General features: G+C 35.8%; 18 protein-coding genes and 1 tRNA gene. 9 read left to right on the top strand and 10 right to left on the bottom strand.

What is annotated here, in order from left to right:
• Positions 1–74 precede the first annotated feature (74 nt).
• Complete coding sequence (locus IWC72_RS05015; protein ID WP_194529036.1) at positions 75–461, top strand: DUF423 domain-containing protein; 387 nt, start codon at positions 75–77, stop codon at positions 459–461.
• On the opposite strand, the gene IWC72_RS05010 is transcribed toward IWC72_RS05015, so the two are convergent.
• The 5 genes from IWC72_RS05010 to IWC72_RS04990 form a co-directional block, all read right to left on the bottom strand.
• A complete protein-coding gene (locus IWC72_RS05010) occupies positions 458–1996 on the bottom strand; it encodes a carboxypeptidase-like regulatory domain-containing protein (RefSeq protein ID WP_194529035.1) in 1539 nt (512 codons plus the stop codon). The two genes, IWC72_RS05015 and IWC72_RS05010, sit on opposite strands and share 4 nt — an antisense overlap.
• A 174-nt stretch (positions 1997–2170) precedes the next feature.
• Positions 2171–2314 carry a hypothetical protein gene (locus tag IWC72_RS05005; protein ID WP_194529034.1) on the bottom strand — a complete coding sequence of 48 codons (144 nt, stop codon included), beginning with the start codon at positions 2312–2314 and terminating at the stop codon, positions 2171–2173.
• A gap of 7 nt (positions 2315–2321) precedes the next feature.
• The gene (gene feoB / locus IWC72_RS05000; RefSeq protein WP_194529033.1) at positions 2322–4559 is read right to left on the bottom strand and encodes a ferrous iron transport protein B; all 2238 of its coding nucleotides are present in this window, start codon (positions 4557–4559) and stop codon (positions 2322–2324) included.
• Positions 4556–4801 carry a FeoA family protein gene (locus tag IWC72_RS04995; protein WP_194525119.1) on the bottom strand — a complete coding sequence of 82 codons (246 nt, stop codon included), beginning with the start codon at positions 4799–4801 and terminating at the stop codon, positions 4556–4558. The genes feoB and IWC72_RS04995 overlap by 4 nt, the downstream gene beginning before the upstream one ends.
• A gap of 104 nt (positions 4802–4905) precedes the next feature.
• Positions 4906–5583, bottom strand: coding sequence for an SCO family protein (locus IWC72_RS04990; RefSeq protein ID WP_194529032.1), 678 nt, complete (start codon positions 5581–5583; stop codon positions 4906–4908).
• Positions 5584–5761: 178 nt separating this feature from the next.
• On the opposite strand from IWC72_RS04990, the gene rseP reads away from it, so the two are divergent.
• The 7 genes from rseP (at position 5762) to hsdR (ending at position 14936) form a co-directional block, all read left to right on the top strand.
• Entirely contained in the window at positions 5762–7120 is a 1359-nt protein-coding gene (gene rseP / locus IWC72_RS04985) for an RIP metalloprotease RseP (RefSeq protein WP_194525117.1), read from the top strand.
• A 76-nt stretch (positions 7121–7196) separates the two neighbouring features.
• Positions 7197–7270 (top strand) — tRNA-Asn (locus IWC72_RS04980).
• A gap of 364 nt (positions 7271–7634) precedes the next feature.
• A complete protein-coding gene (locus tag IWC72_RS04975; RefSeq protein WP_194529031.1) occupies positions 7635–8054 on the top strand; it encodes a hypothetical protein in 420 nt (139 codons plus the stop codon).
• Positions 8055–8396: 342 nt separating this feature from the next.
• Positions 8397–9854, top strand: a complete 1458-nt coding sequence (locus IWC72_RS04970) for a class I SAM-dependent DNA methyltransferase (protein ID WP_194529030.1) — start codon at positions 8397–8399, stop codon at positions 9852–9854.
• Positions 9851–11050, top strand: coding sequence for a restriction endonuclease subunit S (locus IWC72_RS04965; protein WP_194529029.1), 1200 nt, complete (start codon positions 9851–9853; stop codon positions 11048–11050). Before IWC72_RS04970 ends, IWC72_RS04965 begins: the two co-directional genes overlap by 4 nt.
• Positions 11047–12468: a KAP family P-loop NTPase fold protein gene (locus IWC72_RS04960; RefSeq protein WP_194529028.1), complete on the top strand. Its 1422-nt coding sequence runs from the start codon at positions 11047–11049 to the stop codon at positions 12466–12468. Before IWC72_RS04965 ends, IWC72_RS04960 begins: the two co-directional genes overlap by 4 nt.
• Entirely contained in the window at positions 12468–14936 is a 2469-nt protein-coding gene (hsdR, locus tag IWC72_RS04955; protein WP_194529027.1) for an EcoAI/FtnUII family type I restriction enzme subunit R, read from the top strand. The genes IWC72_RS04960 and hsdR overlap by 1 nt, the downstream gene beginning before the upstream one ends.
• Before the next feature lie 490 nt (positions 14937–15426).
• Here hsdR and IWC72_RS04950 read toward each other — a convergent pair whose 3' ends face one another.
• Complete coding sequence (locus tag IWC72_RS04950) at positions 15427–15630, bottom strand: hypothetical protein (RefSeq protein ID WP_194529026.1); 204 nt, start codon at positions 15628–15630, stop codon at positions 15427–15429.
• A gap of 389 nt (positions 15631–16019) precedes the next feature.
• Between IWC72_RS04950 and IWC72_RS04945 the strand changes: the two genes are divergently transcribed.
• Positions 16020–16460: a hypothetical protein gene (locus IWC72_RS04945; RefSeq protein WP_194529025.1), complete on the top strand. Its 441-nt coding sequence runs from the start codon at positions 16020–16022 to the stop codon at positions 16458–16460.
• A gap of 737 nt (positions 16461–17197) precedes the next feature.
• On the opposite strand, the gene IWC72_RS04940 is transcribed toward IWC72_RS04945, so the two are convergent.
• The 4 genes from IWC72_RS04940 to IWC72_RS04925 all read right to left on the bottom strand — a co-directional run bounded on the left by IWC72_RS04940 (position 17198) and on the right by IWC72_RS04925 (position 20293).
• Positions 17198–17899: a hypothetical protein gene (locus IWC72_RS04940; protein WP_194529024.1), complete on the bottom strand. Its 702-nt coding sequence runs from the start codon at positions 17897–17899 to the stop codon at positions 17198–17200.
• A 34-nt stretch (positions 17900–17933) separates the two neighbouring features.
• A complete protein-coding gene (locus tag IWC72_RS04935; protein ID WP_194529023.1) occupies positions 17934–18215 on the bottom strand; it encodes a helix-turn-helix domain-containing protein in 282 nt (93 codons plus the stop codon).
• A gap of 249 nt (positions 18216–18464) precedes the next feature.
• On the bottom strand, positions 18465–18956 hold the full coding sequence (locus IWC72_RS04930; protein WP_194529022.1) for a hypothetical protein: 492 nt from the start codon (positions 18954–18956) through the stop codon (positions 18465–18467).
• A gap of 20 nt (positions 18957–18976) precedes the next feature.
• Positions 18977–20293 carry a phage integrase SAM-like domain-containing protein gene (locus tag IWC72_RS04925; RefSeq protein ID WP_194529021.1) on the bottom strand — a complete coding sequence of 439 codons (1317 nt, stop codon included), beginning with the start codon at positions 20291–20293 and terminating at the stop codon, positions 18977–18979.
• Positions 20294–20710 lie beyond the last annotated feature (417 nt).

Below are 20710 nucleotides of genomic sequence, written 5' to 3'. Positions count from 1 at the left end.
TTAGAGCCACTCAACTGTTGAGTGGCTCTTTGCTTTTAGAAAAGCCAAAGCCTATCTTTGTTTAAAATTATTTCATGGTTCTATTGGCTCAGATTGTAGGTGCATTGTATGGTCTTTTGGCTGTAATTTTTGGCGCTTTTGGTGCTCACGCTTTAAAGAAGTTACTTTCTGAAGAGCAGCTCAAAAGTTTTGAAACTGGAGTAAAATACCAAATGTATCACGCTCTGGTGTTGTTGGTAGTTGGATTCAATTTTAATATGGATGTTGCCTTTCAGCAATATATGGTCTATTGTTTTGTTATAGGTACTTTTTTATTTTCGTTTAGTATATATGCTTTGGTCATTAGCTCGGCAAAAGGAAAGAAATTACGTTTCCTAGGGCCCATAACGCCACTTGGAGGCTTGTTATTGGTATGTGGTTGGGGACTATTGTTGTATAGCTTTATAAACAACCTTATCTAGTTATCAGGTTGGATTTCTGAAGTGAATTCTTTTATGGCCTGATTGGGTTCTATAATGTCATGACCTTTCCAAAAGTTGGGGTCGTAATCTGGCATATAGGTAGGTAGAACACCGGTCTTCTCCTTAAAGGCTTCAAACTGACCTGAATTAATGGGTTCCTCGTCAAAAACTATAAGTTCATACCGGTTGATATTGCCAAAAGCAGCATCTACTTTCAACGCCAACTCATTTTGCTTGCGTCTGCCCTTCACGTTTTTGTTCTTTTCAATAATGGTTAAAGGTCTTTTAATTCCAGCTCGGATACCTTTAATTACATTGTAGTAGCGCAGGTGATACTTTTGATCGGGGCCCTTATCAAAAAGAATGCTCCCTTTTGCTAAATATTCGTTCACGGAGACACCCAATAGTTTAAAGTCTCTAAGCGATTCAGTATTTTCAAAATCCATTCGGATTAGTGCAAAATCATCTGAATTTATATAAAGCGTACCACCATATTCGGGTGAGCCGTCTGGAACAAAACTGATGACATATACGGCCTGGTCTCCTAAATAGGTATAGTTTTCTAGGATGAGGTCATAGCGTCTGGGTTTGAACAGCACGTTATAGTCGGAATCGTCAAAAATCGGGAGGTTTTCAAAAAGGTTGCCCAGTGTTTTACGCTTGTATTCCAGAAAGAATTCCCTTCGCTCTTCTTTGCTCTTTTTTTCCTCTTCAAGGCGTTCGTTAAGGGCTGCCACATCTGTAGAATCTATTTCCTCTTTAAAGATTTCACCCATGTCATCAGCATCTACTTTAGTGCCGAACAATCCAGATTTTATTTTAAAATAAGAATCGGTCTTAATATTTTCCTTTACAATTTTATTGAACTTTTCCTCTAACAGCTCTACATCTAGCTCTTTGCTTTTATCATACAGTTCTGATGCTTTAATAAGATCTAGCTTTTGTTCATCCGCATCATCGGCACCATAGAGGTCGCCCAGCATTTCTGTGTAATAAATGTTGTTTTTAGGTATGGTTTGAATCACACTATCCAAGAAACTTTTGTTGAAAGCATCAATCGTAGATTTCTTGATCTGATACTCGGTTTTTATAATTTTGTTTTGGTAGGTTTCTCTAAGGAACAACCGTTTTTTAGAAAAATCCGTGATGTAGTTCTTCTCAATATTATCTTCTACAAGTTCAATAATTTCCTTTGGCGTATAGTTTTTGTTGGATACGATAACTTCCCTAAGCTCTATAGCCTTTGGTTTAAGATAAATTAGGCTATCCGTAAACTCGGAAATGGGCTTCCCTATGGACTCGTAGCCAATACAAGAAACAAAAAGAGAGTCGGAAGCTTCTACAGCATCGTTCAGCAAGAATTTGAACTTCCCCTCTTCATTGGTAATCATACCTCTATTGTTTAACTGCACGGTAGCGTAGGGCACAGGTTTTTTAGAAACGGAATCTACAATGGTAGAGCTTAAGCTTTGGGCATGTTGTGCCGAAGTAAAGAATAGAAAGAAGATGAGGGTGTGAACAAAGACTTTTGGCATATTGATAACTAATGGCTATTCAAAAAAAGCGATTGCAATTGAAGTAAACGCACCTTTTTTGATTTATTTAATACCAATTTATCCTTTTATTAACGAAAATACTTACATCGCAAATGAATTTAATTCTGAAGTTTTGCAAATCCATTGCTGCTTGAATACGCATGATTGCGGTTGTTAGTGGCAACCACAGCCATCTTGTCCGCAAGCTTTATTGTTTCCTTTTTTGCTAGCGAACAATGCTTTGGGCAGAAAGAATTTTTTCACCAAATACCCAACTGCAACAGCTAAAATAATGTAAACCAATATGGGTTGAATCATGCTCATTTTATTTTAATATTTGATAGGCGGCCAAAGCAACAATATAGGCAAAAGAACTCATAAATACCAATTGTGCGGCTGGCCATTTCCAAGTATTCGTTTCTCGTTTTACTACGGCTAAGGTGCTCATACATTGCATGGCGAAGGCATAAAATAACAATAACGAAATTCCCGATGCCAAGTTGAACAATGGTTTTTTAGTTTTAGGGTTTACCTCTGCGGCCATTCGGTTTTGAATGGTCTGCTCCTCATCACTGCCAACACTATAAATTGTGGCCAGTGTGCCCACAAAAACTTCACGTGCAGCGAATGAGGTTAGGACTGCGATACCTATTTTCCAATCATAGCCTAATGGATGTACGATAGGTTCTATAGCTTTACCCATATAGCCCATATATGAATTCTCAAGTTTATAGCTAGAAATTTCTTGATTCACCGCTTTCTCTTGAAGCGACCTTTTCTTTTGGATTAAGGAATCGGTAAGAGCGGTCTGGTTTATGGCGTACACGTTAGACTGAATACTGTCGTTTAAAGCAGCTTCATAATCGGAAAGCTCGTTTTGGATACTCTCTTGATTGAAATCCGAAAATCCTTCAGTTTCAATACGATTTGTTACAATCTCATCGGCATTTTTATAATCATCGGAAAAACCGTTAGAGCCTAAAAACCAAAGTACAACGGAAATTGCCAGTATTATTTTACCCGCTCCCAAAACAAAACTTTTGGTCTTTTCCCAAACGGTATAAGCTACGTTTTTGGGTAATGGTAATTTATAGTTGGGCATTTCTACCACAAAAAATGAGCGCCCTTTTATTTTTAATATTTTGTTCAATATTAAAGCTGATATAATAGCTGCTCCAAATCCCAGTAGGTAAAGAAGCATTAAGGTCAGGGCTTTATAGCCAAAACCTAGAAAGTCGCCTTCAGGAATCACCAAAGCAATGATAATAATGTAAATAGGTAGCCGTGCTGAACAAGTGGTAAAAGGCGTGACCAGTATGGTTATGAGTCTTTCCTTCCAGTTTTCAATAGTTCGGGTGGCCATTACTGCGGGTATGGCACAGGCCGTACCGGACATTAAGGGAACGACACTTTTTCCGCTTAATCCAAATGGACGCATGAGGCGGTCCATTAAGAATACTACGCGACTCATATACCCTGTTTCTTCCAGCAGGGAAATGAATAAGAATAAAAAGGCGATTTGGGGAACGAACATGGCAATACCGCCTATTCCTGCTAAAATACCTTCGGCAATGAGATTAGTAAACACTCCGGCGGGCAATGTATCTTTTACCCAAGAGCTTGCAGAGGCAAAGAACGTCTCTATCAAATCCTGTGGGTAACCGCTCCACTCATAAATACCTTGAAAAATGACTAAGAGAATAGCAAAGAAAATGACATAACCAAACACCTTGTGCGTCAGAATTTTGTCCAAGGAAGCTCTAAAGCCTTTGGCGGCGGCCATATCTACTTTGTAAGTTTCCTTTAAAATACCGTTTATAAACTGGTACCTTAGAATAGTTTCTTTCTGTTGTAAGCGCTTTAACTCAGATTTAGATTTGGTCGCAAAAGACGCGGCATCTTTAAACAGCGTTTTCTCAATGGGCATAAAGTTTACGTCTTGCGTAATTACAAGCCATAATTTATAGAGGTCCTCATTAGGAAAAGCGTCTTTTAATTTTTTAAAATAACCTGGGTCTATGACCTTAATATCAACATTCTGTTCTGTGGAGAGACTCTTGTAGTTGGCAATAAATTCTTTGAGCTTATCTATGCCAATGCCTTTTCTTGTACTTACCAAGGCAATTTTAGTATTCAATTTTTCCTCTAAAAGTGGAATATCTACCGAAATACCTTTGCGGGACATACGGTCTGCCATATTAATGACCAGTATTGCCGGTATCTTAAGGTCTTTTATCTGAGTAAATAAAAGTAGATTCCGTTTTAAATTTTCCACATCCGAGACAACAACGGCTACATCTGGGTGGTTCTTGTCATTTTTATTCAGTAAAAGTTCAACTGCCACGCTCTCATCTAAAGAAGTGGTGTTTAAACTATAGGTGCCCGGTAAATCTAATATGTGTGCTTTTACGCCTCTGGGAAGTTTACAAATACCCTCTTTTTTCTCAACGGTAATACCCGGATAATTACCCACCTTTTGGTTAAGGCCTGTAAGTTGGTTAAACACTGAAGTTTTACCAGTATTTGGGTTCCCAATAAGGGCAACGTTAATCTGTTTACTCATAGAGCAGAGGTGTCTTCTAAAATGTCTAGCTCAATGAGCATGGCGGTTTCCCGTCTAATGGCAATATGTGATCCGTTTACATTTACATAAATAGGGTCTTTGAACGGGGCTATTTGAACCAATTCTATTTCATTGCCAGGTAGACAGCCCAACTCCAATAATTTTATGGGTAGCGAGTCATCGGCAAATTCCTTGATGATTCCTTTTTGTCCTTTCTTGAGTTGTGCGACCGTAGTTATCAATGTTTATTTAGATTGATTATAAGTAAGGGCAAAAGTAGCATAAAATATATTAAAAAGCGGTTCGGAAATCCCAAAAATTCATAAAACTATAGAAGTTAGGAGGTTTATTCCTCTTTGTTGTTTTCTCTCAGGATTTTAAGATCACCCATCAATTTTTCAACTTCCTCCTTGTTGGTTCCATCATAGAATCCGCGAATTCGTTTTCGCTTATCCACTAAAATAAAATTTTCGGTATGAATCATATCAAAAGGACCTCCATCGCCATCTGTTTTCACGGCTAAATATGATTTTCGGGCCAATTCGTATATCTGCTTCTTATCGCCCGTTACCAGATTCCATTTAGAATCGTCCACGCCTTTTTCTAGTGCATACTTTTTTAATTGCGCCACCGAATCTATTTCTGGAGTTACGGAATGGGACAAGAGCATAACATCATCAAACCCTTTTATACGTTCTTGAATACTCGCCATATTTTTGGTCATAATGGGGCAAATGGTAGGGCAGGTGGTAAAGAAGAAATCGGCTATATAAATTTTATCTTCATAATTGGCCTCTGTTATAGTTTCTCCATTTTGATTCGTTAAAGAAAAATCTGCAATGGTGTGGTATTTTCTTTTGTATTGGAGGGTACTGTCCACCAGCTCTGGATTGACCATGGTAGGCTGATAAATAGTTAAAATTTTTGGAGGTTGAAGGGCGTTATAGAAAAGATACATGATTACCGCCGAAAGTCCCAATAGTACCAGACCGAAAAATTTGTATTTGGCAAAAAATGAGCGCATAATCTTTTTGCCAAAGATACGTTAGTCAATACAAGCATTCAACTCTTAAGGGCTTATAGTGCTGCTAAAAGTTTCTTAAAAATAAATAGGGGTGGTTAGTTATTTTTTTTAAGCGGCTGTAAAAGTGTACTTTTGTCGGCTGAATTCAAGATGAGTTCGTTAATTATAGAAAACATAGATGAGTCCGTTACTTATAAAGACCATACAATTTTTTTTAAGCCTTTCGTTGTTAATCGTACTACACGAATTAGGGCATTTTATTCCAGCTAAGTTATTTAAGACACGTGTAGAAAAGTTCTATTTGTTCTTTGATGTTAAGTTTTCCCTCTTTAAAAAGAAAATTGGGGAGACCGTTTATGGTATTGGTTGGCTTCCTTTGGGCGGTTATGTAAAAATAGCCGGTATGATCGATGAAAGCATGGATACGGAAGCCATGAAAGAAGAGCCCAAGGAATGGGAGTTTAGAAGCAAGCCGGCCTGGCAACGTTTGATTATTATGATCGGCGGTGTAACGGTAAACTTTGTTTTAGCGGTGATTATTTACATAGGAATGGCCTATGCGTATGGCGACCAATATATACCTGGGGATAGTTTAAAAGATGGTGTACACGTTACTGAAAAGACCATTGGAGACGAATTGGGTATTGAAACAGGAGATAAAATTATAGCGGTTGATGGAGATAAGATCAAGGACTTTAATAAGATCTTTATGGACATCATTAATGGAAGTAGTATTACCATAGAACGTAATGGTGAAACTATTGAAAAGGAGATTCCTGTCGATTTTATTGCAACGCTGATGGAAGATAAAGACCGAGCTCGGTTTTTAGGTCCTCGTTTCCCTTTTTACATAGCGGAAGTGTCGTCGGAATCTTTGAACAAGGATGCCGGACTAGAGCCAAAAGATGAAATAGTAGAGATAGCCGGAAAGGAAATCACTTATTTTGATGAGGTGAAACCTATTTTGGAGCAGTATAAAGGCGAAAAAATAAACCTGACCGTCGTTCGTGATAACAGTGTGCGTAAAGTTATACCCGTTGTTATTAATGATTCCGCACAAATAGGCGTAAGACCGGGTATGCCTTCTATGGAAGAAATGGAAAAAAGAGGTCTTCTGCGTTTGGAGACTGAAAAATATACTTTTGCCGAATCTATACCTGCGGGAATCAATAAAGGGGTTAACACCCTTTCGGGTTATTTAAAGCAATTAAAAAAGATTTTCAATCCAGATACAGGTGCCTATAAAGGTGTAGGTGGTTTTGCAGCCATAGGAAGCCTTTTTCCAGATGCTTGGAACTGGGAAGTATTTTGGGGAACAACGGCGTTCTTATCCATTATGCTTGCCGTTATGAACTTGCTGCCTATACCGGCATTAGATGGTGGTCATGTCATGTTCCTGTTGTACGAAATGATTTCGGGTCGTAAGCCGAGCGATAAATTTTTAGAATATGCACAGATGATCGGCTTCTTTTTATTGCTTGCTTTAATACTGTTTGCCAATGGAAATGACCTGTATCGGTATTTAACCGGAAAATAGTTTTCGAATTTTATTTGGGACAATAAAAAAAACAATTATATTTGCACCCGCTTAGATAAACAAAGCGAAAATATTTTCCTCCTTAGCTCAGTTGGTTAGAGCATCTGACTGTTAATCAGAGGGTCCTTGGTTCGAGCCCAAGAGGGGGAGCAGATAAAGCCCAGTAAGCACTATGTTTACTGGGTTTTTTGTTTTTTAACTTCTTTTTTATCCAACGCTTTATCCGTAAATTAAACCGTAGCATAAAGAATAGTATTTTTTACATCTGTATGCGTCTGCCTAAGACTATCGATAGTGAGATATTTAGCCCTCTAATATATCGGTGGCGTTACGGACTTTCTTTATTTCTTGCGATATTTAATTCGTAGTTATTTTGCACAATAATATTTGTTTAGAGACACCAATATTATTGATACTCCGTTAGCTTTTATTCGAGCTTTGGATTTAGTAATTTTAACATCATTGGTAAGTCATTTTGTAAAAATCTAAATTCTAAACTCACCGAATTAGCTTTATGTACAATACTCCTATGTTCAATAGAAAAGGGCAGCCCGTATGTGAGATATGTCAAGTAGGTTATGATAGGCTCCTGCTGCACGTCAATAAAAGGCACGGCCTTACAGCGGCTGAATACAAAGCAAAGTTTAATTTTCATCCAAAAAAAGGCATTCAAAGCCATTGGTTAGAGGCCAAGATGAGGAGAATTGCAAATAAAAACTATGATTCTGTAATTATGCCCAACCTTATCATTGGAGGCATAAAAACTAGGTTTAAGGACGGGAATACCGCCACCGACAAAGAACTGGTAAGCAAGATTGCAAGCAAGACCATGAAAGCCTATTGGGATGGTAAGAGAGAAAGCCAAGAGGATGTTATTGCTAGGTTGGTTAAAAAGCTTTCTGCCATAAAGAGGAATATTCACGCAACCAATTAATCTTTATCTGAGCGTTGTAGGTTTTTAAAAATGGTCTTTGCATTTATTGGCAATTCTCTATATACGTACGAATACCGGACCCCTAAAAGGAAAATGGATTTATTTGACCCCACGGGGACTTATTATTTTGGTTTTGTATCCCCTACCTTCTTAAGACATCGATAAATCCGTTCGGTGGACGGTTTCTTATTATTCTTCCAGTGAGGGAGTTAAATTTTCTCAAATCTTAAAAGACATAGGAGTGACTGGTACTATTAAATTAATTAAATTAGACGATTTACTAGTAAACAATAGACAACTTAAATTAGGGCTTTAACCAAATCTAGATACAGCGTAATTAATATGAGTTTCGAACAAACATTTAAAAATATAGACGACCTACTATACAAAGATTCTGGGTCTGATAGTGAATTAGATTACATAGGCCAAACCTCTTGGGTTATGTTCTTACGTTACTTAGACGAGCTAGAACAAGACAAAGCAGACGAAGCCGAATTAAAAGGCGAAGATTACAGTTTTATTTTAGCCGAAGAATTCCGTTGGCCTAATTGGGCAATGCCTAAAGATGCCGATGGAAACCTAGACCATCACGTAGCGCTAACAGGTACAGGTTTAGTAGAATTTGTAGATGGAAAGCTATTCCCATACTTAGCAAAGTTTAAGCAAGAAGCAGATTCTGCGAATACTATTGAGTATAAGATTGGAGAGATTTTCTCTGAATTGAAAAACAAAATCCAGTCTGGTTATAACCTACGTGAGATTTTAGAATATGCAGACAGCCTTCCATTTAGAGCATCAAAAGATAAGCATGAATTAAGTCACCTGTACGAGACTAAGATTAAAAATATGGGTAACGCAGGTCGTAATGGCGGCCAATACTACACACCAAGACCTCTCATACGTGCGATGATTAACGTGATAGATCCACAAATAGGTGAAAAAGTATACGATGGCGCTGCAGGTTCTTGTGGTTTCTTAGTAGAAGCCTATGAGTATCTGTACGAGCGCATGGATAAAACCACTGATAACCTTAAAACATTACAAGAAAACACTCTTTACGGTAAAGAGAAAAAAAACTTGGCTTATGTAATTGGTATTATGAACATGATTTTGCATGGTATAGAAGCACCCAACATTATTCATACCAACACGTTGGGTGAGAACATACGCGACATACAAGAAAAAGACCGTTATCACGTAATATTAGCAAACCCACCATTTGGCGGTAAAGAAAGACCCGAAGTACAACAAAATTTTGACATAAAAACAGGAGAATCCGCTTTCTTGTTTATGCAACATTTTATAAAGAGCTTAAAAACAGGTGGTCGTGCAGCTATCGTTATTAAAAACACGGTATTGAGCAATACAGACAATGCTTCTGTAGCGTTGCGTAAACTCTTATTAGAAGGCTCTAACCTACATACCATTTTAGATTTACCAGGTGGAACCTTTACAGGAGCAGGCGTTAAAACCGTAGTCTTGTTTTTTCAAAAAGGCGAGCCCTCCAAAAAGATTTGGTACTACCAGTTAGACCCAGGACGAAACATGGGAAAAACCAATCCGTTAAATGACAGAGATTTGGAAGAGTTCTTAACATTACAAAAAACGAAGCCAGAAAGCGAAAAATCATGGATTTTAAATGTGAATGATTTAGATGATGATTCTTTTGACCTTTCGCCAAAAAATCCGAATACACCTGAAGAGGCACCATTACGCAGTCCAGAGGAAATTTTGGAGGAAATGGAAACTTTGGATGCTGAAACCAATACTATTCTTAAATCAATTAAAGAATTGATATGAGAAAAGATTGGGAAATAGTACCATTTGGTGAGGTATGTGAAATTAGTGGTGGAAGTCAACCACCCAAAAGTAATTTTATTTATGAACCGAAAGAGGGGTATATTAGGTTAGTACAAGTTCGAGATTATAGAACAGATAAGTATATGACTTATGTGCCGATAAATAAGGCTAAAAAATTCTGTAAGAAGTCTGATATTATGATTGGTAGGTATGGTCCACCAATATTTGGAATTTTTAGTGGAATTGAAGGTGCGTATAATGTAGCTTTGATGAAAGCTATTCCTAATGAAGAAAAACTTGATAAAGAATACTTCAGATGGTTTTTGAAAACGGATGAGTTAGTTCGCTTTGTAGAAAAAACTTCAAAGAGAGCTGCGGGACAAGATGGAGTAAGGAAAGAAAGGTTATATTCTTATCCAATCCCAATCCCACCAATTGAAGAACAAAAACAAATCGTAGCCCTATTAGACAAAGCGTTTACAGCTATAGACCAAGCCAAAGCCAACATCTCAACAAACATAGCAAACGCAAAAGAGTTATTTCAATCTAAACTTAATGACATTTTTAGTCAAAAAGGAGCTGGGTGGGAGGAGAAGACTTTGAATGAAATTTGCGAAGTAAAAGATGGAACACATGATTCCCCTAAATACGTAGATGAAGAATTTGGAATACCTTTCGTAACTCAAAAAAATATACTTGATGATGGTATTTCATTTGAAAAAACGAAATTTATCAGTGAAGAAGACCATAATAACTTTTACAGAAGGTCAAATGTTGCTTACAATGATATTTTATTTGCAATGATTGGTGCTAATAGGGGTATGGCATGTTTAGTTGATGATAAAAGAGTTTTTAGTATTAAAAATGTTGGTTTAATTAAATCAAATGAAAGTTATAGAGCTAAATTCATTCTTTACTTTTTAAAGAGTCCAAAAGCTAAAAAATACGTTGCGGAAAACTCAAGTGGAAGCGCTCAAGGCTTCATCGGTCTAACAAAATTAAGAGCTTTTCCGATTCCCTTTACAAGTATTGAAAATCAAAAGGAAATAGTATTGTTAATAGAGTCATTGAACAACTCAATTAAAACTACTATTTATAATTATTCATTAAAACTAAATTCACTGGAAGAACTCAAAAAATCTATACTTCAAAAAGCCTTTGCAGGAGAATTAACTGAAAACGTAGTTGTAGTATGAGTAGTTTAAAGCATAACGATATTGTAATCCCAGAAGACGGAACAGATCCATTTGTAAATTGCAAATTGGATAGAAAAAAGTATGCTGATGTTTTAACCGATATTGTTAGTGGTTATGCAGATGGTTTTGTACTCGCTATAAATAACCCTTGGGGAGAAGGAAAAACTACATTTGTTAAAATGTGGCGTCAACAACTGGAAAATAATGACTTCAAAACTTTATATTTTAATGCTTGGGAGAATGACTTTCAAGAAGAAGTGATTATCGCTTTACTATCTGAGTTAGAAGAATTACGAGAGAAATCAAAAAAAAACTTTGAATCACTTCTTCAAAAATCGGCAACATTTTTAAAAAAGGTAGCTCCCGCTGCAGTAAAAGGTGCAGTTGGTAAAGCAATAGGGGATGAGGCCGTTGCAGAAATTGCTGCAGCTGCTCTAGAGTTTACCGCAGAAGAAGTTGAAGAACAAATACAATCCTTTAACGAGAAGAAAAAAGGAATTAAAGATTTTAGAACTGCACTAGAAAATTTTGTAAAAAAAGTAGACGGGGGTAAACCTGTAGTGTTTATTATTGATGAGTTAGATAGATGTAGACCAAGTTATGCAATTCAGGTTTTAGAACAAATCAAACATTTATTTTCAGTCTCAGGAATTGTTTTTGTTTTGTCTATTGATAAAAAGCAATTGGGCAATGCTGTAAGAGGTGCTTACGGCAGTGATAGAATTGATGCTGATGAATACTTAAGGCGATTTATTGATTTGGAATATATCATCCCTAAGCCAAATATTCAAATGTTTATAGAGTACTTATATGATTACTATGCTTTTGATGATTTTATTAGTTCAAAAAAAAGAAGTGCGTATTCAAATTTTAATAATGATAGCGATAGGCTCCATACTATACCACTATTACTCTTTGTAAATAGTGGATTTAGCTTAAGACAGCTTGAAAAAATATTTGCAAGGATTAGAGTAACACTTAAGAGTTTTTCAGAGAATCAACATGTATTTCCTGAAATCCTTGTTCTAATAAGCTATTTGGAAATGATAAATCCATTATTGTTAGATAAAATCAGAAATAGTGAGATAAGTATTCAGAAATTAATAAACGAATTAGATGATATAGTGATGCCAATTTCTGATTCTACTAATATTAGAAAGATAAGAATACTTGTGGCGGGATTTATGTGTAAATATGCTAATGTTTACATGACAAAATCTAGAAAAAATGAAGAAGGTTTAATTAATTCTGAATCGGTAAGTCTCGAAAATAAATTATTAGTAAAAACAAAGCTTGAAGATAATGAACATCATTTTACAAAAGCTATTCTCAATAATCAAAATCATGGGGAACGGGTTGATTTAGACCTAAATTTTATTTTGAAAAAATATGACTTAACCGAAAGAATTGTTAATTAATGAACGAAGCACAAACCAGACTAGACCTTATAGATCCAGCACTAAGAGAAGTAGGCTGGGGTGTTGTGCATGAAAGCCGCATAAAAGTAGAGGTGATTACTTCAGGTAGAATCATTGGGAAAAATCACAAAGGAGAAAACTTAAGAAAAAAACCATTGTCTTGCGACTATGTGTTAGAATATAAAGGAAGAAGGTTAGCTGTATTAGAGGCCAAAGCAAGAGATAAATATTATACAGATGGTTTAGCACAGGCTAAAGACTATGCCTATAAATTAAATACGCGTTTTGCTTATTGCACAAATGGGAAAGAAATTTATGGTGTAGACATAGATGAAGCTACGGAAGGAGATGTATCTAAATATCCTACTCCGCAAGAACTGTGGGAAATGTGTTTCCCAACACCTAAAGAAGATTACAAGGTAGAAATTGTCAATTGGAAAGAACGTTTTAGAGAAATTCCTTTTCCACTTTTTAAAGGACAGTACCTACCACGTTATTACCAGCGTACCGCAGTAGAAAAATGTCTAGATGCCATAGCCGAAAAAAAAGATAGGTTGTTGTTGACCATGGCTACTGGAACAGGTAAAACAGCTACTGCATTTCATTTATGCTGGAAGTTATTTCATGCTAAGTGGAATTTAAAACGAGATGCTACAAGGGCGCCAAGGATCTTGTTTCTTGCAGATAGGAATATACTGGCTAATCAGGCTTTTAATTCTTTCAATGATTTTGATACAATAGATGAGAACATAAAAAAGCGTATTACTCCTTCTGAAATTAGAAAAACTGGTAAAGTACCCAAAAACGGTAGTATTTTCTTTACCATATTTCAGTCCTTCATGACCGAAGTTAGGGAAGAGGAAGTTGACATAGAAGAATATGATGATTTAGCTGCAGAGCCACGTATTGAATACGATGAACCGAAATTCAATTTTGGGGAGTATGATCCTGATTTCTTTGATTTTATTATCATAGATGAGTGCCACCGTGGGGGTGCAAATGATGAGGGTAGTTGGAGAGAAATACTAGAATATTTTTCGCCAGCTGTACAGTTAGGTTTGACAGCAACACCTAAGCGTGATGTTAATGGTGATACGTACGATTATTTTGGCGAGCCCATTTATACTTATGCTTTGAAAGATGGTATCAACGATGGTTTTTTGACACCGTTTAGAGTAAAGCAAATCCAAACTAACTATGATGAATATACAGTAACTGCAGATGATACGGTTATAAGTGGCATTGCTGAAGTAGGTGATACATTTACCTATAAAGACTATGGTAGAAAAATCATCATAGACCAAGTTGAACGTTTTAGAGTTAAGAAGTTCTTAAGTGAAGTAAATCAAAATCATAAGACTCTAGTATTTTGTTCTACGCAAGTACATGCAGCTGCGATAAGAGACATAATTAATCAAGAAAGCGATAGCAAGAGTATAGATTATTGTAAGCGAGTAACTGCCGAAGATGGTAGCCGAGGAGAACAAGCCTTAGCCGATTTTCAAAACAATGAAAAACTGATTCCTACCGTTTTAACAACTTCTCAAAAGTTAAGTACAGGTGTAGATGCACCAGAGATAAGAAATATATTACTACTGCGCCCTGTAAACTCTATGGTAGAGTTTAAGCAAATAGTAGGTAGAGGAACCCGCCTTTTTGATGGCAAAGATTATTTTACGGTCTATGATTTTGTTGAAGCGCACAAGCATTTTAATGATCCAGAGTGGGATGGTGAGCCACTACCACCAGAACCGCCACAAGGAGGAGGAACAGCAAAACCATGTACGACTTGTGGAGAAACACCTTGCAAATGCGAAAAACCAGAAGATGAACTTTGTGCAACATGTGATAACATACCATGTATTTGCGATAAAGAGCCCACCGCATTAATTAAAATAAAGTTGTCTGATGGTAAAGAAAGGGAAATAGATGCCACCGTTAAAACAACATTTTGGAGTTCAGAAGGAAAACCTATTGGACACGAAGAATTTATGAATCAACTGTATGGAGACTTACCTAGTTTAGTTGCAGATGAAGATGCGCTCCGTAAAATCTGGAGTTTACCTAGTACCCGCAAAAATTTATTAGAAGAATTAAGCGAAAAAGGATATACAGATGCACAATTAGAAGATTTACGTAATTTAGTACATGGTGAAGACAGTGATCTTTTTGATGTCCTAAGCTATGTAGCATACCATAAAGACCTTGTGCCAAGATTAGCAAGGGCAGACAAAGCCAAAATAAAATTAGGCGACTACAACCAAAAGCAACAAGAGTTTTTAAATTTTGTGCTAGAGCAATATGTAAAAGAAGGTGTTAATGAGTTGGACGATTCTAAACTATCGCCTCTATTATTGCTAAAGTATAATGCCATTGCAGATGCAAAGCGGGAGCTTGGTGATATAAAATCCATAAGGGATACGTTTATTGGATTTCAGGAGCGATTGTATAGAGATAGAGTTGTTTAGTCTCTTAGAATACGCTGCTTTGAGTTGCTATTTACCTAATTAGACATTCATTATGTGATGTCTAAGAATATATAACTAAATCCTTCAAAAATAACTGATTCTAATCTTTTAAGACTTTTTTTTATAACTATTTACATATGTGCTCGAATCAGGCAATTTGTGCAAACTGATATTAGTTAATAATCGAGACTGGAACTGTCGGAATTTGAAATTTGGTCTCTGCATTTTCTCGCCTATCCCTATATACGTATGACTCCCCGCACCCCAAAAGGAAAATCGATTTATTTGAACCCACGGGGTCATCTCCTGACTTTATTAGACTATTATTTCAACTTTTTTTATTGTCCAACCTAGCTAAGTGCAACAAAAAATTGAAAGGTTTATTGTGTGCCCTCGAATAGTTTTCATTGTATTTAAATAAAGAAAATATTGATTACCTTAAAAGAACTGTACTAGGGCGTTTTATGAAAACCAATGTTGTGAACAGATATTATGTCAAATCGTTTTCATTAACAAAAATCTTTTCCTCTCTCATATCTCTTACAATGTGTATTAAATAATCAAAACCACCATGTTCAAAATCTGTGGCGATATAATTATTTGGAAAATCACATTTTCTATACACGACGGTGCCAGAATATTGTTTTCCAGCTAATGTAGTGTAGATTATTGCCTGTCCTTTTTGAAATTTCATCTTATGATTTTAATTAAAACACAAACCTTTACAATAAGCTACGGCCTTTATTTTCTTATTGTTGTAGGCATATAGTTCCATTCTATAAATATAGTATAATTATAGAATGCGGTTCAACCAATATGACAACGACCGACGTTTTTGGGTATTCAATACAACGATAGGAAAATGGTTGGTGCGAATAATCATTGCAATTGTCGCGCTGGGTGCATTATTGAAGTATTTGGGCTATATAAAGTGAATAGACGGGAAATCATTTTATATAGCTTAATTCTAGCGATTATATCAAACTTGTACTATTCTTTATTTTACTAATTTGCCATGTTATAAATCTTTATCAAATGCTGAAGTTGATTTTTACTTTGATCTTTTTTCTATACTCAATCAGTATGATGTCTCAATGGAAAACTGATTCTGGCGATAATAAATTTGATGGTCAATATAAGTCATGCTATGTAATTGGAAAGGGAGGGAGCTTTCCTTTTAACAAACCAACTTTAGTAATAAGTCGTTTTGGCGAAAGATCACCCAATATCTATCTTACTAATATTGGTTACACAGGTTGCAGCAGAAATACTGTAAGAGTTGTATTCAATGATGACGAGTCTGTTTTAATTTGCGATAACCCAGCTCCAGATTTAAACAAAGATTCTTTATTTATTAGGTATTTTGATAACACCAGTACGGTTGACTTTATTGAAATGTTGATGAATAAGAAAAGTGTTTATATTAGGGTTGTCAATAGTTGTGGTAAATCGGATTATGAATTCTCACTAAAAGGATCATCAAAGGCTATTAGTTTTGCCTTAGGGGACTATCTTTCAGATTAACTAAAGTATTTTTTGTGCTTTTTAATGGGGGTGATTTTCTTTTAAATTAAGTTTAAAATCATCAACTTTTTATTTCCGCTAGGGACCAGGTTTTAAGCTTTCAGTATTGTCTCAAATGTTTTTTTAATAATTGCTGCTATAGTAGATAAGTTCTTAACCGAATATCGTAAGTCATGAAAAAGGATGTTATCGGTTGTAATAAAATTAGTCTTTTCCCTTCTTTTCGTTAGTTGTCTTTTAGATTGGTCATCTATTTGAAACTTGTCCAATTTATTGGGATGGATGGTTTTGTAATATTGGCGTATGTTTGGCACGAGAAAATACGTTGGTTTGTAAATTGGATTTCTTAAGCAGTTCCGGTTAACCCGTTCTTTAAGATAGCCATCTGCTGTGAATGTAGTGGGTGTTATATGAGCGGGAATCTTAAATTCTTGGATATTTCCCAAATTAAAAAAACGGAGCAATAATAAAGAACCTTAATGAGTATTAGTCTGTAGCTTGCTGGGTAGGTTTGTATGGTATTGATTAGTTATAGCGGCTAGAGATTGGCGGTCTGATTTGTCAAATTGTAAGGTTACTGTAGTATATTTTTCTATAAATATTTATACCTATATAAATACCCTCTATAAATACCTTTTAAGTAATACCTATTAAAAACTCTTTTTAAAAATTTATATAGCTATAAAATTCATTTTTGCAAGGCAAGTCGACGATTTTAGCTAATAAAATTTTGTGTTCTATTTAAGTCTTGAGTTTAAATCCTTTCTGACCTTTTCACGAAGTTTTTTAGTGTTATATTGCTCTTGTTTTTTTTTATATGTTTGACGGTTTTTTTCGGCAATAGTTATCAGCTCCTCTTTTGTATGTTTTATGCTATACAGAACTCCACGCATATATTTCGATTCAGAAACTACATGCCATTTTTCATAAAGTGCAAGTCTAATTTTCTGCATATGATAGTTTGAACTGTATTTCCGTATCTCAGGGGACAAATCTTTTTTGGCACAGCATTTTGCTCGACCATCCATTCGTGATAATAAAAAGTTATTAGTGATTTTAGCATAAGGTTTTTTATACAAGATGCTCTTTATTGCTAAGAACGCTAGGAAATACAACATCTCCTCTTTGGTGTGTTCTTCTTCTTGAAATTCTTTTAAAAGCTGTACTTTGATTCCTGTTAGTGGAGGGCGAGATTTTAAGGCAAACTTGTCATGTAGGTTTTGACCAATTTGGTACATCTCATCTCTCATGGAGGGGCGAATATCGTAGCCTAGGTAAGTACAGACCCCAATAAATTTATTATGAGTGTTATTGGTTGGGCTGTTTTCATAAAAGAAGAGGGCGTAACACGATATTTCGTACAAAACTTTTTGCGGATCCAGCAAAAACCCTTTAAGAAGCTGAATGGGGAAATTTATATATTTATGGTTGTTTTCCATGAATTTAAGCGGTATAAACCTTTTGCCTCACTAATTAGCGGTGCTTTAGTTCTTGTATAGCTTTTTCGACCTCAGATCTTTTATAAAGAACTCTGTTCCCAATGCCATAAGATTGTAGCAGACCGTTCTTGGTATGTGTAGAGAGTGTGCTTAAATCTATCCTTAGCAAGTCTTTAGTTTCTTTTCTGGTTAGATATTCCGTAGGTGCTTTTGGTTGAAAGTCATTTTTTAACTCCTGTAATTCACTTCTAACTCCGCTCAGTATTTTTTCTACTAACTGATCAGGGGTTGTTTGTATAAATTGTATTTCTTTCATGGGTTAGGAAAGGTTTAATGGTTTATAAAGACTGTGAATACTATAGTATTTGCGGTTATATCGACCAAGTCTTTGTTTTATTAATTTGAAGTAAAAGTAATGGAGCGGTATAAGAAGGGAAGTAATTTCCTTACCCGAAGAAAATTATATCATTTAGGAACAACGTTTAGCGTTGCTGATAATTTGCTAGCGAAAAGAAAAAAATATATAGGTTACTTCTTAGAATATGATGTGAAGAAATATAAGTTTTTAAAGGTCGTAGAACGTTCTGCGTAAGGTCTGGTATGTGTACCCCGTACTATAGGTGGAGTGGATATGCTTTATAAAATCCTCTTTGCCGATGTCCAAGTGCATGAACTCCTCTTTTTTATGTTCAAGAAAAGATAAGATGTCGGTTTTTTTCCTTAGTAAAATACGGTTGTCCTTGGACAAATCGCTGTTCAGCTTCGGGGACTTTTTTAAACTTAAAATGAATTTTTCTAGACCTTGTTCCGGTTTGTGGTTTCGACTGTAAGCTCTCGCAAAAGATTCTAAAAATCTGATTAGAAGTTCCCCAGAGATTTTATTTTCACTGAGAAAAACCTGTGTCTTCTTTAAAAGGTACTGATAGGTTCTTGGGTTTTGAAATTCATCCTTAACCTTCTCTAAGATAACCCTTGTATGAAGTTTGCGCCAATAATAGTCTGGGTGTTGAACTTTTGAGAAGTCCTTAATGTAAGAAGAGAGGTTATTCTTTGCCATGTGATTACCGGTTAAAAGGGTCAGGAAACTCTTAGTGCTGTTTTTTTATTACAGTTATCCTCTTTCATTTTGGCGAAGTTTTTTGCTGCCTGTTGGCTTAAGGTAAAATCTTCTCTGTCAATATATTTTTTAAAATTTTTCTCGGTTTCATGGCCAGTAATCTCCATTATCATAGGTGTAGTCCAATCTTTGAGACCGTAGAAGTTTGTGGCAAAAGAACGTCGGCAAGTATGATTTTGAATTAGTTTATATTTAGGATAGTAGCCTATTACGCCATTGTAACGACCTTTTACAGTATCATTTATGCACGCTAATTCACATACTTCTTTCATTAGAGATGATAGGGTTGTACGATTGCTCTTTTCATTGTCATGAAAGTTTGGCGGGAAATCATTGCCATATTGCTTAAGTACATTTTCAACCCTATAATGAATCGGTATCATTACTTTTTTAGATGTCTTAAATTGCTTTAATACGATGTATTTCATTCCGTCGTGTTCTACAATCATCTCTTTGCGCATTCGAAATAGGTCCGATATCCTTTGTGCCGTATAACAACCAATGATCAGCCAATTTTTTGCATGCTTTAGGCGGTCAGTAGGCATTTTGGTAGCAACTATTTTATCAAGTTCTTCAAAGTTTAGATATGTAACGATAGTGACATCTTCAAAACCTTTTATCAGCTTGTATTTGGGATTGACAATTTTCCCGTTGACCTCCGAATCTGCGATTATGGTTTTTAACCTCTTTACAAACCTTCCCTTCGTGTTTATAGATAGGTCTTTTTGATCTGTCAGGTAAGCCAAAAATGAATTTGTAAAATCTTCATCCACATGATTTATGTCAATCGGTCTTTTTAAGTATTGCTCAAAACTTTCTAATTGCCTAACAAAATTCTTATACTTGTCAATAGTGTTTTGCGTATAGGGCAACCTTTGGCCGTTTCGTCTATAGGTGCTACTAGAAAGACTGTCTACAAATTTCCATGCGTAGGGTATTAATGCTTGGGAGTCTTTTGTCTTTGGTTCATTAAAATAATCTAAGATTATATTTTTAAGCCATTTGCTACTAATACTATCTATGCCTTCGCTTTGACTTTGCTCTACTAACAATATTTTATCTTCTATATGTTTTTTAAGACCTTTTAAGGTATAGTTGAGTATTTTGTTTTCGGTTTCTGTTGTTTTGGGGTAGTTTGTTTTACTACTCCAAGCTTTAGCATCCTTAATGGTTAGACCTGTTGAAAGCCTAAAATCTGAACCTCGCTTAACCGTGAGTCTAACGTAGACCTTACTTGTGCCTTTAGGAGCATAGGGATAGAATTTTATAGAAGCCATAGTTTTGATGTTTAGAATTCAAAATTAGTATTATCCGACGTTTTATCCAACCAATATTAGTTTTTATCCAACGGTATACGATAGTATATTATTGCGAATTACCGGCAACGTATATATAGTATGGGGTTTTTAGAGGTGTATAGTTTTATTAAAAAGAATGAATACACCCCAAGAGGGGGAGCAACAAAAAGCTAGTCGAAAGACTGGCTTTTCTTGTTTTAGGCTGTATTTATTGGGGTTAAGCCTAATATAGGTGTTCGAGATGTACGCTCTGGTCTTAAGGTTCCATACTTGTCATAGCCGGGAGCAACTGCCGCACTTAAAGGTCGGTCTGGTTTTTCTTAAGGGATAAAAAAAGGGAAATCTTCTTGTGCTTTTTCTTTGGTCTTAGTCTTTGTGGAATTGCAAGCGACAAAA

It is taken from the genome of Zobellia roscoffensis, assembly GCF_015330165.1.
Lineage (GTDB): Bacteria > Bacteroidota > Bacteroidia > Flavobacteriales > Flavobacteriaceae > Zobellia > Zobellia roscoffensis.
Note: the sequence above shows the minus strand (reverse complement) of the source record. Positions and strands in the feature narration are given on the sequence as shown.